This is a genomic window from Asticcacaulis sp. (genome assembly GCF_027484505.1).
In the GTDB taxonomy this organism is placed as follows: Bacteria; Pseudomonadota; Alphaproteobacteria; order Caulobacterales; family Caulobacteraceae; genus Asticcacaulis.
The window spans coordinates 1-12292 of sequence record NZ_JAIXSV010000214.1 but is presented as its reverse complement, the minus strand read 5'-3'; the positions used below and the strand labels follow the sequence as shown (position 1 = coordinate 12292).

At 61.3% G+C, this 12292-nt stretch carries 13 protein-coding genes; 5 read left to right on the top strand and 8 right to left on the bottom strand.

Annotated features, from left to right (window positions below; translation table 11 throughout):
- Positions 1-94: 94 nt before the first annotated feature.
- Genes Q0072_RS12810 through Q0072_RS12795 form a run of 4 tightly spaced genes read right to left on the bottom strand, consistent with a single transcriptional unit; the run spans position 95 to position 2671 of the window.
- Entirely contained in the window at positions 95-1138 is a 1044-nt protein-coding gene (locus Q0072_RS12810) for a DNA polymerase Y family protein (RefSeq protein ID WP_298330757.1), read from the bottom strand.
- A gap of 6 nt (positions 1139-1144) precedes the next feature.
- Complete coding sequence (locus Q0072_RS12805) at positions 1145-1663, bottom strand: hypothetical protein (RefSeq protein ID WP_298330754.1); 519 nt, start codon at positions 1661-1663, stop codon at positions 1145-1147.
- Positions 1660-1917: a hypothetical protein gene (locus Q0072_RS12800; RefSeq protein WP_298330752.1), complete on the bottom strand. Its 258-nt coding sequence runs from the start codon at positions 1915-1917 to the stop codon at positions 1660-1662. The genes Q0072_RS12805 and Q0072_RS12800 overlap by 4 nt, the downstream gene beginning before the upstream one ends.
- A 13-nt stretch (positions 1918-1930) precedes the next feature.
- Complete coding sequence (locus Q0072_RS12795) at positions 1931-2671, bottom strand: damage-inducible protein (protein WP_298330749.1); 741 nt, start codon at positions 2669-2671, stop codon at positions 1931-1933.
- Positions 2672-3136: 465 nt separating this feature from the next.
- Between Q0072_RS12795 and Q0072_RS12790 the strand changes: the two genes are divergently transcribed.
- Together Q0072_RS12790 and Q0072_RS12785 are read left to right on the top strand one after the other, a co-directional pair.
- A complete protein-coding gene (locus tag Q0072_RS12790; protein WP_298330746.1) occupies positions 3137-3664 on the top strand; it encodes an RNA polymerase sigma factor in 528 nt (175 codons plus the stop codon).
- A gap of 88 nt (positions 3665-3752) precedes the next feature.
- A complete protein-coding gene (locus tag Q0072_RS12785; RefSeq protein ID WP_298330743.1) occupies positions 3753-4730 on the top strand; it encodes a FecR domain-containing protein in 978 nt (325 codons plus the stop codon).
- Here Q0072_RS12785 and Q0072_RS12780 read toward each other — a convergent pair.
- On the bottom strand, positions 4717-5451 hold the full coding sequence (locus Q0072_RS12780; protein WP_298330740.1) for a hypothetical protein: 735 nt from the start codon (positions 5449-5451) through the stop codon (positions 4717-4719). The genes Q0072_RS12785 and Q0072_RS12780 overlap by 14 nt on opposite strands.
- Before the next feature lie 142 nt (positions 5452-5593).
- Between Q0072_RS12780 and Q0072_RS12775 the strand changes: the two genes are divergently transcribed.
- From Q0072_RS12775 to Q0072_RS12765, 3 genes are read left to right on the top strand one after another with little or no spacing between them, the layout of a single operon-like run.
- Complete coding sequence (locus Q0072_RS12775; protein WP_298330737.1) at positions 5594-8401, top strand: TonB-dependent receptor; 2808 nt, start codon at positions 5594-5596, stop codon at positions 8399-8401.
- Entirely contained in the window at positions 8401-9477 is a 1077-nt protein-coding gene (locus Q0072_RS12770) for a cytochrome c peroxidase (RefSeq protein ID WP_298330735.1), read from the top strand. The genes Q0072_RS12775 and Q0072_RS12770 overlap by 1 nt, the downstream gene beginning before the upstream one ends.
- Positions 9478-9508: 31 nt before the next feature.
- A complete protein-coding gene (locus Q0072_RS12765) occupies positions 9509-10153 on the top strand; it encodes a TonB family protein (RefSeq protein WP_298330732.1) in 645 nt (214 codons plus the stop codon).
- Positions 10154-10281: 128 nt separating this feature from the next.
- On the opposite strand, the gene Q0072_RS12760 is transcribed toward Q0072_RS12765, so the two are convergent.
- The 3 genes from Q0072_RS12760 to Q0072_RS12750 form a co-directional block, all read right to left on the bottom strand.
- Positions 10282-10668, bottom strand: a complete 387-nt coding sequence (locus Q0072_RS12760; RefSeq protein ID WP_298330729.1) for a hypothetical protein — start codon at positions 10666-10668, stop codon at positions 10282-10284.
- Positions 10668-11723 carry an endonuclease/exonuclease/phosphatase family protein gene (locus Q0072_RS12755; protein WP_298330726.1) on the bottom strand — a complete coding sequence of 352 codons (1056 nt, stop codon included), beginning with the start codon at positions 11721-11723 and terminating at the stop codon, positions 10668-10670. Before Q0072_RS12755 ends, Q0072_RS12760 begins: the two co-directional genes overlap by 1 nt.
- 71 nt (positions 11724-11794) lie before the next feature.
- On the bottom strand, positions 11795-12157 hold the full coding sequence (locus Q0072_RS12750; protein ID WP_298330723.1) for a hypothetical protein: 363 nt from the start codon (positions 12155-12157) through the stop codon (positions 11795-11797).
- Between the last annotated feature and the right edge of the window lie 135 nt (positions 12158-12292).

Sequence of the window (12292 nt, the reverse complement as noted above, 5' to 3'; positions counted from 1 at the left end):
GTTTCGAATTTCAGCGATCTTGCGGATATCCAGGTTCAGAACCTCCGATAGCTGTTCCTCCGGAACACCCTTGTCGATCGCCCGCCGGATCATCTTATGCTCCTGAATGGCGGGCATACTCTCGACCTGATCCGCCGGGGGCATAAAGACGACCGTCAGATGGTAGCGCGACTCGAAGTGTCGGCCGTCTTCGCCCGCAAAGGTCGCCCGGCGTTCCTCGTCGATGAGGCGGGCCAGACCGGTTTCGGCACCCACATCCGGATAGGCCTGGGCGCGACCGCGCCGGGCCTCGAAGACAACCGCCCAGCCGGAGCCCAATCGCCGCAAGACGTTGTTGAGGCGCGCGGATATATTTTTCGAGCGTGTCGGGGGCCCCGATGGGTTCAAAAAAAGCGCGTTCGACCGAGATCAGTTCAGGGACGTGGACGGGCTCAATGGGTTCGGCCAGTCGGCCGAACGCCATATCGACGCGCCGCCACAGGTCGGGGCCATAGCGCAGTGCCAGCGGGGCGCGCGGCTTGGCTGCCAGTTCGCCGATGGTGTCGATACCGATAAGGCGCAACTCCTCGACGGTCTCAGCCGGCAGGCGAAGCGCCGCGACCGGCAGGGGCAGGATGGCCTCGGTGGACTTGCCCTGGGCGATGATCAGCGAGGACTTGCCCGCAAAGCGCACCAAGGCATGGGCCGCACCCCAGCTGTCGGCGACGGCGGCGTAGGCGGTGATATGGAGAGCCTCAAGACGACGAAGGATATCGGAGACCAGAGCGGCCTCTCCGCCATAGAGATGGGCCGCGCCGGTGATATCGAGGATCAGACCGTCCGGCGGATCAGCGGCCACCACAGGCGAATAGAGCCGTAAGGCCCAGACAGCGAGCGTCTCCAGCGCCTCGGCGTCGCGCTCGATTTCGGCGTCACGCACCTCAAGCCCTTCGATCAGAACCTGCGCCTTGGCTACCGCCATGCCCGGTCGCACACCACGCTGATGGGCGAGCGCATCGACGGCCGTGACGAGGCGCCGGCTGCCGACCTTGCCCTGCAGAACCAGTGCTCGCTCAAGCGGCAGCGCGTCGAGGCCCACGGCCCGGCGCAGACGATCCGTCCCCCAGAATGGCAGATAGAGGCTGAGACAGCGGGCCATGACACTCTACACCGCCTGTCGCGCGAGAGGATCGACCCAGTCGGCCCAGGCCTCCAGAAGCGCGTCGCGTTCAGCCGTTAAGACGTCCAGCGGCACAGCGACAGAGGCCGACCGACGAATGGGCTCGCTGAGGCCTGAAACATGGATGTCATAGATCGGCGGATGACGCCCGACGCCGCCCCAGCCACCGACAGCGACCCTCTTCGTGTAGAGGGGGCTGACAGCTGAGATGGCCTGAAGACTGATCAGAAGATGGCGCAGGTCAAACAGGCCCGGCGATACGCCGTCCTTAAGATGATAGAGCCGCCAGGCCGCCACGAGTTGCGCATGTGCGTCTCTGAGTGCCGCCCTTTCCGCATCTGTACCGTCTTCCGACTGGAACCACAGGGTCTGAGGCAGGCCCTGGATATGGACCGGAAACGCCAGATGCGTGTCTTCATAAAGGCCGTTTTCCCATACCGGCCCGATAGCGACGAGGGGCGCCAGCGCCACCACCTTCCCCGCACAGGTGACAAGTTCACTCATGCAATATCCGCGTAATCGGTCTGATAAAGATCAACGACGTCGAGGATCTGGGGCGCGCGCGGCAGTTGCGGCAGGGGCGAGCCATCGGCGTGGTATTTATAGCCGGCCACATCGTAATAGACGCTGCCTTTGGGACCGATCTTCTGCACACACGCCATATAGTCGCGCTCATGCCGGGCGACCGTGAGCAGGACCGCCGCCCCATCGAACAGGGCTAATCGGGTATGTTCATCCGGTGTCTCAAACAACTGCATAGTCTCCCTCCTCTTAAGATGCGGCCCGCAAGGTGTCTGGGATTTGCGCGTCCCCGGACAGGCGGATACGTCCCTCCCCGTCACACGCCTCGACCTCGAAATCATGGCACTCCCCGCCGCGGGCCCGGATCAGTTCGAGCATCCAGCGCGCGCGGCCGACGCCTCGCACCGGCAAAGGTGCCGAGTTCAGTTCGGTGACGCGCCAGCGGGTAAAGGCGGCTGTGGGGCGGCCAAAGTCTTTGGCATCGACCTGCCGGCGCCAGCGGCGCACGATCAGGGCCAGCGTTCCTGTGCCCTCCGCCGCCATTAGAAGGCGCTGCGAGGCGACACGGGAGAGATTGGCGAGTTCGCCCACGACTGCGGTGAGGCCGCCGTGGCGCAGGGCTTCCTCACAAGCCCCCAGCACGGCGGCCTCATCGCCGGCTTCAAAGAAGACGACCTTGTCATCGGTCAGGCCTGAACGGGCGAGTGCCGGGGCAAACAGATCAGGCTGCGTATAGGCCCAGAGAACACGCCCCCCGGAGCGCGCCGCGATCCCGGCGGCAAAGGCAATGGCGGCGGCCCCATCTACCGCGCCATTGGCGCCACCGGCGATCTCATGCAGGGCCCCAAAGGCCAGCCCGCCTTTGGGAATGCGGGTGTCGATGTCGGGAACGCCGAAGGGCAGAACGGCGCGTCGGGGCGCACTTTGGCCGCCGATATGGTCGATCCGGTCTCGCAGTGCGCTGAGGACGGCGGGGTTGGCAGCGGGCATGACATCAAGCATCCTTTCTGAACGCCAAAGACTATGTTCGCTTTTTGTTCTTTAAATGGAACAAGAGTCAATAGGCCGAAATCGGCGTCAGCGTACTGCCAGAAAATGTCAGGGCTGTAGGTCGGAACGGAATCGTGAGGAGTCACAAATCCTTAACAGCCGACTCTTGAGAAACAAATCTGGAACAAATTTCTGTGAATTGTCGATAGGCGCCCACGTCAGCCACCTCGCCTGAAAGTTAGCGTCCCTCTGATGTCGTTCGCAGGCTTCGGTGCAGGATCATGAGCGACAGGAATCCGCCGGGGCGTTCAACACGCCACGTCAATCGGACCGCCAGACTTCGGAACTATGACAGAAGCCTGACCCGTTTCGGTGCGGAGAATCCCACAGATCCGCGCTGATTTTAATTGCAAATAATTCGCATTTGCGTCACTTGAGCTTTTCGTATCGGCCCCGGAGTGATGTGTGGTGAACGAGGATGCCTTCACGCATATGTTTCGCACCTATCAGCGTGAAATCGACTCTTATTTCCTGAGGAAGACCCGCAACCGCGCCCTGGCAGAGGACCTGACGCAGGAAACCTTCGCGCGACTGGCCGCAAAGATCGCTGACGCCGCCGATATCGTCCAGAAACGCCCGTATCTCTACCGTGTTGCTCACAATCTGTTTGTCGACTATGTGCGCCGGGAGGGTCGTTTCAGCGTCACCCAACCGGAAGACGGGCATCTTGAGACACTGCCAGACCACACCCCCACGCCTGAGGCGATCTATTCTGCCTCCCAGCAGGCCGAACGGATGCAGGCGGCGCTGAGGCGCCTGCCGCTGCGCACACGACAGGTCTTTGTGCTGACGCGCCTGGATGGCCTGAGTTACAATGAAACGGCCCGAACTCTGAACATCTCCGAAAGCTCAGTGCAGAAGCATCTGGCTATGGCCACAGCGCACCTTATGCGGCACCTCAACGACAGTCTCACGCAAAGGGGGGCTGGGTGAGATCAGAAAACATGCGCCAAATTTACCGATCCGGCCCTACAGTGCGTCATAGAGACAAAATCTGTTTCTCTCTTCGTGAGGCCACCGCGTGATCGCCCCCTCCTCCCTGCGCACCGGCTCCCCATGCCCGGATCCGGACCTCAGTGCGGCCGAATGGCTGGTAAAGCTGGAGGCGGCGCCGCTCGACCCTGAGACCGAAAAGCAGTTCGCGGTCTGGCTGTCGGCGGACCCCGCCCATGCCGCGGCCCTGTCCAGAGCCCGCGAGGTCTGGCGGCAGGCGGAGGCACTGAGGCCACAGCGCGACGCGTTGATGGGGCGTCACCTCCCCGGCGCGCGGGTTTTGGGCCCCGTCCTGTGGGTCGCGCGCCAACCGCTGGCCGCTGCCGCTTGCCTGCTGCTGGCCATCAGCGGGTTGGCCCTCTATGCGTCGCTAACGGCCGTCGATTTACGTACCGGTCCCGGTGAGGTACGTACGTTCCGGCTGGCGGATGGCAGTCACCTAACGCTTGATGGCAACAGCGCCGTTGATCTGGCCTTCACCGACACTGCCCGTCGGATCGCCCTGCGCAAAGGGGCCGCCTATGTGATCGCAGCCCCCCGACAGGGGACCGAAACACGCCCCTTCGTCGTGGCGGCGCGTGGAGGCGAGTCTCAGGCACTCGGAACGCAATTTGCAGTGGAATATCTTGATACGGGGGTGCGCGTCACCGTCACCGAACACCTGGTCCGGGTTAGCGACGATCACGGACAGGCCGTTCTCGCTGAGGGGCAATCGGTCATCTATGGCCGTGAGGGCTGGCAGGCGGTGCAAACCGCACCTTCACTGCAGGCTGCGACCTGGCGCGACGGCCGCATGGTCTTCGACCGTGCGCCGCTGAAAGACGTGGTGGCGCAACTCAACCGTTACCGCAGGGATCGCCTCTATATCGCCGGTACCGGTCTGGCCGAACGGCGGGTCAGCGGCGTGTTCGACACCCGCGATCCGCAAAATGCCCTGTCCTCGATCACGACGGGGCTTAAGCTGCGAAGCCTCGACACACCCGCTGGAACGGTCATTTATCCGTAGCCTGCGCGGCTTGCGCTTCCATCTCCGCATATTGCTGATGGGCGGTGGCGACGAGCACGGCCCGCAGGGCCGGTATGTCGAAATCCGTCGTGTCCGGATGATATAGCGCGTAAGTAATTTTATATCTGGCGTTCAGCCAAAGAAGCGTCGTCTGTACCTGACCGTCATGACGCAATCCCTGTTGATGCGTCAGGAAACGATTGCCGACCGGATCGTTGTACAGCGCGTCATTGTAGATGATGCCCTTACCCTGCATGTTCCTGTAGTCGCCTTCGACGGTCATGAGATAGGCCTGGCCGCAGTCATAGATCGTCGTCACCGTATAGGTCCGTCCGGTGCCGTCGGCATCGGGTCCGACGGCTTTGGATTTTTTCCATAGGCAGGGCGTTTTAGTCTCGATCAGGGCGCGTGACGGCGAGTGGGTCGAATGGACCGTATCGTCGAACAACTGCGTGTGCAACGGGTCTACGGCATCGAACTGAGCCAGCCTTTCCGACAGGGTGGGAAACGAGAAGGGCACGTCGCGGACTTCGCCGTCGCGTAGTCGTTTCCCCGGCCCCGGATCTTTCAGCCATGGCATTTGCGCCCGCTTCTCCGGCGGAATGCGCTCCATCAGTTCCCGCGCGAGGGCCTGCCCCTCGGCTTCGGGACGAAAGGTGATTTCAGCCGCTGCCGAACCGACAAGCCCCAGGCTCACCAGACAAAAGAAAATCCATCGCACCTGATAAGTCTCCTTATTTTCAATTAATTATAAATTTTTTAGAAAAGGCGGCACTTATTTTTACCGTATTTCCGACAGGCGACGTCTTATTACCCGAAGCATGCGTCTGAGAATTATTCGCATAAAATCGGATCGGGTAACAATGAAAAAAGCAAGTTTACGACAACTGACCTCTGGCGCGTGTGTATGGGCGCTGATCGCGGGCGGGATGATGGCCGCACCGGCGCTGGCGCAGACATCGACCGCGACGGAAACTGTGCAGGCCTATAATCTGCCGGCGCAGGATCTCAATCGGGCCCTTTTGCAGTTCGCGCAATCGGCGGGACTTCAGCTTTTTTACGACAACAACCTTGTCGACGGTCGCCGTTCGGGAGCGCTCAAAGGCAATTACACGCCGCGCCAGGCGCTGACGAAGCTGCTGGCCGGTACGGGACTGGATTATACGATCTCCGGTAATACGGTCCGCCTGACGACGGCGCAGGCCACCGGCGACAGCGGCAGCCTTGGCACGATCCGCGTACAGGGTGACGGCGTGGCGGGCGATGGCACGAAGGCCGGTGCACCGCTGGCCTACGAGATGGGCGATCCGATCGACAGCGGCACCAGCATCCTGTCGCGTGAGTCGATAGAAGCGCGCCAGACCGGCAATGGCGACGTCAATCAGACGCTGAAAATCCTGCCCCATGTCTATTTCAGCACCAATGAGGGCCGCGCGACAAGCGACGACATTCAGGACCTGCGTCCGTCGGAAGTCTCGATTGCCGGCAGCCAACCCTATGAGAATTCATTCATTCTCGATGGTGTTGCGGCTAACAGCCGTCTCGACGTTATGTCGAGCGACAGCAGCAATCCGGCCCATTACGATAAAACCTCCGGGGCCAGTGCCGAAACCCTCTGGGTCGATTCCAGTCTGGTCGACGCGGTAACGGTGCGCGACTCCAACGTCTCAGCGCGCTACGGCGGCTTTACCGGCGGCGTGGTGGAAATCGACACACGCGCGCCGCGCAAGGATTATGGCGCGACTATTTACCGTAGCTGCACCAGCGATGCTCTGGTCAGCTTCAAGATCGATCCGCAAACGCGCGAGGCTCTGGGCAGTAATGTCCCGAATGAGCCCGACTACACCAAGTGCCGCACTGGGATGAGCGTCGATCTGCCCGTCAGCGACTATCTGCGTCTTATGGTGGGGGCCAGCCGTCAGGAAGCCGAGCTGACCTATTACAAGAACGCCAATTACGGCAATGCGCCCTTTGGCCTGAAAAGCGAAAGCCGCAACCTGTTGCTCAAGGCCGAGGCCGACCTGCCTAAAGGCATGACCCTGACCACACAGTACAGCTACACCCCCTATACGCAGGAATACTCGCGCGAGAATATGCTGAACGACCTGATCGTCACGCAGGGCGGCGGTAAGAGCGGGCGCATTGAACTGAAAGGCCGCGCCGGTTCGGCCAACTGGAAGCTGACCGCCACCCATGCCGCGTCAAATTCCAGCCGCTCCTCGCCTGGCAATCTGTTTACGTGGCCGGTCACGGTCCTTGGGTCGGGCTACTGCTCATCAACCAACTGCGTCTTCGGCGGTTTCGGCGATATCGCCCAGACGCAGAAGGACACCAATCTGAAAGGCCAGTGGTCGCAACCCTTGTGGGGCGGATCTTTCGACGGCGGTTTCGATTTCGGTTACGTCGCCGCGCTCAAGCAGCGGTTCGAGGACAATGCCTCCTACAACACCGCCACGGGCACCAGCGTGGGGGCTCTGGTCGTCTGCAGCGACGGTGACCCCGCCTGTATGACGGGCAAGGGGGTTTTGACCACCAAACTACTCTATCCGGCCTATGACATCACGGTCGATGTCCGCACGCGGGCGGCCTGGGCTGAGTACAGCCGTCGCTTTGGTGATCTGAATCTGCGGGCTGGCCTGCGTTACGACAGCGAAAGCGTGCTTGATAACGATAATTTCGCTCCGCGCGTCTCGGTCAGCTACGACTTCCCGTGGGTAACGGCGACCTTCGGGGCCAACCGTTATTACCATCAGAGCTTCCTCGGTTACGCCATTCAGGGCGCGACCGCACGCACCTTCACCTATCGCCGCACCGTGTCGAAGGTCGGGAGCACCTACAAGGCCGGTGACTGGTATCTCTACAGCGTCTCCAGTGGCACCATCTATGACGGTATCGCCCTGAAGACCCCCTATTCCGACGAACTGACCCTGGCTTTCAGCCGGTCGCTGTGGGGTGGTCAGGGTCGCCTGAAACTCATCTCGCGCGACTATGAAGATCAGCTGACCCGTTCGACGACGACTGAAGCGCGTCCCTATACCAAGGCTGACGGCACGACGGGCACCTATAATGTCTATCTGCCGACCAATGGCGGGGAATCGACCTATCGCGGTGTGTCGCTGGAATGGGGCAAGAACTTCGGACGCCACACCGTCACCTTCAGCGGCAACTGGGGTGAGACCAAGACCAATATCGACGCCACTAACGCCTATATGGCGGTCAGCGACACCGAAGAGGTGGACGGTGATCTGGTCTACTATCAGGGGCAGGTACGCACCCTGATGGATGTGCTGGCGGAAAATCAGCGACTGGATTTCGCGGCACCCGGCCTTGCCAATCTCGACTGGAGCGCGCGCTGGCTGAACGGCCGCCTGCGCACCAACCTCAATGCCCGCTGGCGCGACGCCTTCGATCAGCTCGAAGACACAGGTAGCAACATCACGGTCGGCGGCGCCTCCTATGACGTCTATGACATCGTCCATTACGGCGACACCATCGCCTTCAATGGCGGGTTTGATGCGGAACTGGTCCGTCGCGGGCGCAATGTGGTGACGCTTGAGGTCAAGGGCACCAACCTGCTCGACACCCTACCGAAGATCACCGGCACCACCTCCACCTCGCAACCCTACCGCTTCGGGCGGTCTTTCTGGGTTGGGATCAAGTATAAGTATTGATGATGAGACCCAAACACCTGCTGATCGCAGGCGTACTGATGGTGTTTGCCGGGACCGGTTTCGACAGTCCCGGCATCGACGTTTTACGCAAAGCCTATCAGGGCGCACCGGAAACCTGGCCGCGCCCGTTGCTGCATGAGGGGGCCGAGTTCGAAGAATTCGGCGGGCTGCCGCCGGTCGCCCACCCGGCGACCAATCCCTCGACGCCTCAGAAGATCGCGCTGGGTGAAAAACTGTTCAACGATCCGATCCTGTCGGGTTCGAAACAGATCGCCTGCGCCTCCTGCCATAATTCGGAACTGGCCTTTGGTGATGGCGTCAAAACCTCCTTTGGTCATGACCGCCAACGCGGCCGCCGGAACGCCCCCAGTCTGATAACCGCCGGCTGGCAGAAGACTTTGTTCTGGGATGGCCGGGCGGCAAGTCTTGAAGCGCAGGCCGGAGGGCCGATCGCCGACCATCGCGAGATGTCGGCAAAACCTGGAGACATCGAGAAACGTCTCAATCGCGACGCGGTCTATCGCAGCGCGTTTCGAGAAGCCTTTGGTGTCCGAAAGGTCAGCATGGCCGAAGTGACCATGGCGCTCGCCGCCTATCAGCGGACGCTGAAACCGCGATCCACGAAATGGGATCGCGCCTTGTCCAGCGGGACAAAGGTGCTGTCTGATGAGGAACTGCGCGGGCTCGACCTTTTCCGCGGCAAGGCAGGCTGTGCCAACTGTCACAACGGCCCCCTGTTCTCAGATCAGAAGTTTCACAATATCGGCCTCAGCTTCTATGGGCGCAAGCTGGAAGATCTGGGCCGGTACGAGGTGACCAAAAACCCGGCCGATGTCGGTGCGTTCAAGACGCCGTCCCTGCGCAATGTCTCGCGCACCGGTCCCTATATGCACAACGGTATTTTTCCGACGCTGGAAGGCACGGTGAACTTCTATAACGAAGGCGGGGCGCGTCCCAAGCCGAAGGCAGGTGAGGCAAACGATCCGCTCTTCCCGACGACTTCGCCGCTCTTGAAGCCACTGGGGCTAACGCGCGAGGAAAAGGCCGCCCTGGTCGCCTATCTGAAGACGCTTTAGCATGAAGGCCGTAAGCCCTGGGGGACGCCTGGTGATCTTGCTGCTGAGCGCCGCGCTGCACGCTCTGCCTTTGGCGGGGTTATGGCAGTGGGCGCAGAGCGCGCCGGAAGCGCCACCGGAGCCGGACGCCCTGACTATAGAGATGGTGCGTCTGGCTCCACCGCAGCCGCCAAGCGAGCGCCCACCCGGCCCCCTACAGCGGGAAGCTTCGGCACATGCCCTGACCGCCCGTCATACCCCACGACCTGTTACTCTGGCCGCCACGGACACCCTCAACGTCGACCGGCGTGAGGAAGAGGCTCCCGAAGCCACGGTGTCGGTTTCCCCTCCCGCACCTGCCACGACGGCTCCGATCTCACGGCCAGCCCCGGCCGCCCCGCAGGCAGTCTCTCTACCCCCCGACTGGCGCGCCCGCCTTCTGAGCCACATCGAAACCTTTAAACGTTATCCGGCAGAAGCACGGCTGCGACGTCAGGAAGGGGTCGTGACGGTCGGCTTCCGTCTGGACGCCCGCGGGAAGGTCATCGCGCGTCGCCTAGTGCACGGATCAGGGGTTCCAGCCCTCGACAGAGAGGCTTTGCGTGTCCTTCACGCCGCTTCTCCCGTGCCCGTTCCGGATTCCGCCGACCTTGCGGGACAGGAAATTGTTGTGCAGCTTTTGTTCTTCATCGAATAAGAAACACCAACCTTAGGACGCCCCCCCGCGGCATGGAGGAAACCCCTCACGGGAGATGAGCTAAAATACCGACCATCAAACGCGTCCGCTCGCTGAGAGATGACTAAAGCTATAGTTGATTCAGACGCTCAGGCCGCGTCTTGCACAGACCACCCGGTGATACGATCCTTGCGAAACGTACGTTCTTCCTGGCGGTTGAGGCAGACGCCTTCGATGTAGGCGCCGTGGCTGCGCCAGTTGGACACCCGGCGCTCGGTAACCACCCCGTCGCGATCGGCATAGGTGAAAGTGGCAAACTCACCCGCTTCGCCTTCCAGCCAACGCGGATCCGTCGCAGCCATATCTCGATCATGCTCATCGAGCGTTCGCGCGACCTCCGGGTCGGTCTGCTTGTACTTCGAGGGATTGCGCAGAGCCTCAGTCGGCGTCACACCCTGTTGCATGCCGATCAGATAGGTCAGGGCCGCACCCGCGATAAGCCCTGCCAGAAACGCGACCAGTGTCGTTACGGTCATCACTTCCCTCCCCGAACGAGATCAATGGCAATCGGCCAATGGTCAGAGGTGCCCGACCCCTTACCGGTTTCGGCATTAAAGCGGAAAGCCTTGGGACGCATCACCTGATCCCGCTCGTCCCATTGCAGTTGTTCATTGTCGGTCAAAACCGTGCGGAAGGTCTTCGGATCAATGGCCCAGTCCTCGCTTGCCCCGCTGGCCTTCTGCGTGATGACGTCGAGATAGGACCAGGTCTTTTCGCGGCCATAGAACTGGCTGCCATTACCGCGGCAGGCATTGTCCAGTTGTGCCGGCAAAACCCAGCCGGCGAGGCCGGCGGCAAGCCCTTTGCGTTCCTCCGGCGCACAGTTGAAATTGAAGTCACCGGCTGCCAGGATGACGTGGTTCTGCGGCAGTTTGGCGGCTAAGGTCGCTATCGTCTGCGCGGCGATTTCACGGCACACGCGCGGATTGCCGCCTGAGGGCAGATGGCCGCCGAAGATGGTCAGCGTCTTGCCATCCGGCAAAGCGAGATCGACCTGCAGAAGGTCGCGGGTCGTACCGGCAGACCCATCGCGGCTTTTGCAATCAGACGCCCTGGTCAGATCCACCGGGAAGGACTTTGGCGTAAAGCCATTGGCCAAAGGGAGTTTGGAAAGAAGCGCCACCTTGATCCCGCGCTGATCGGGCTTGGGGGCCGGACGGTTAGGATCGGCGTCCAATAGCACCGCTGTCGCATAGGCGGCACCGGCGTTATTCAGTGCGCCTTTGATCGCCTCAAGACTCGCCTGGCTTTCCACCTCGGTCAGAACGAGGACATCCGGCCCCCGTCCGAAGTCAAAGCGCTGAATGACGCGGGCGACGTTTGCAGCCTTGGCCGATACCCAGGCCGGCGTATTGATGACTTCGTTGCTCGAGCCATTGGGCATTCTGGGGTCGTCTTCAGCGTCAAAGAAGTTCTCGACGTTGTAGGTCATGACGGTCAGACGCGGTGCGGCCTCCTGCGCGGCAGCGCCGCCTGCAACGACAAGGCTCAACAGGCCACTCACCAGCCAGGGGGAAGTCTTCAGAGTCATGACGGGCTCCATTGATGTTGGCCCATTTACCGGCAGGATTTCGATACCGTCCAGCGGTTTTGAGAGGATATCTAACCCGAAACCGCCGACGCCTGTGCCGCTTCGAGCGTCGCCATGGCCTTAACAAAGCTCAGGCCGTCACCGGCCTGCGGCAGATCAAACGTCACACCGTCAAAATCACCATAGACCCATTTGTCCTCGCGCAGCATGCGCAACGTCGCGCCATCGCGCGAGACGTCTTTTTTATCGACCTCGGTCATGGCCCGCGTCTCCCAATCGGCGAGTAGTTTTTCGATGCGTCGCTGCATGGAGGTCAGGGTACCGAGCGCACAGGCACGGCCTTTGACAAGCGGTTGCGGCAACTCTCGCAGTGTGGCGATCATTGCGGCCAGGCGGTCATGATAGAGGCGCAAGCCTTCGGGATTGAGGCTCATATCATCCTTCCGATCTGTCAATGAGAGCGGTGAGGTGCCACGCCGGCAAAGCCCTTGGCAAGGTGCAGATATTGGGTTTCACTCAATGGCCCACAGGAAGAACGACCGATGTGTAATCTCTACTCTATGACCAGC

Coding starts and splice junctions, on each gene's coding strand:
- Q0072_RS12810 (WP_298330757.1), bottom strand. CDS start 1,138: ATGGCCCGCTGTCTCAGCCTCTATCTGCCATTCTGGGGGACGGATCGT.
- Q0072_RS12805 (WP_298330754.1), bottom strand. CDS start 1,663: ATGAGTGAACTTGTCACCTGTGCGGGGAAGGTGGTGGCGCTGGCGCCC.
- Q0072_RS12800 (WP_298330752.1), bottom strand. CDS start 1,917: ATGCAGTTGTTTGAGACACCGGATGAACATACCCGATTAGCCCTGTTC.
- Q0072_RS12795 (WP_298330749.1), bottom strand. CDS start 2,671: ATGCCCGCTGCCAACCCCGCCGTCCTCAGCGCACTGCGAGACCGGATC.
- Q0072_RS12775 (WP_298330737.1), top strand. CDS start 5,594: ATGAAAAAAGCAAGTTTACGACAACTGACCTCTGGCGCGTGTGTATGG.
- Q0072_RS12770 (WP_298330735.1), top strand. CDS start 8,401: ATGATGAGACCCAAACACCTGCTGATCGCAGGCGTACTGATGGTGTTT.
- Q0072_RS12760 (WP_298330729.1), bottom strand. CDS start 10,668: ATGACCGTAACGACACTGGTCGCGTTTCTGGCAGGGCTTATCGCGGGT.
- Q0072_RS12755 (WP_298330726.1), bottom strand. CDS start 11,723: ATGACTCTGAAGACTTCCCCCTGGCTGGTGAGTGGCCTGTTGAGCCTT.
- Q0072_RS12750 (WP_298330723.1), bottom strand. CDS start 12,157: ATGAGCCTCAATCCCGAAGGCTTGCGCCTCTATCATGACCGCCTGGCC.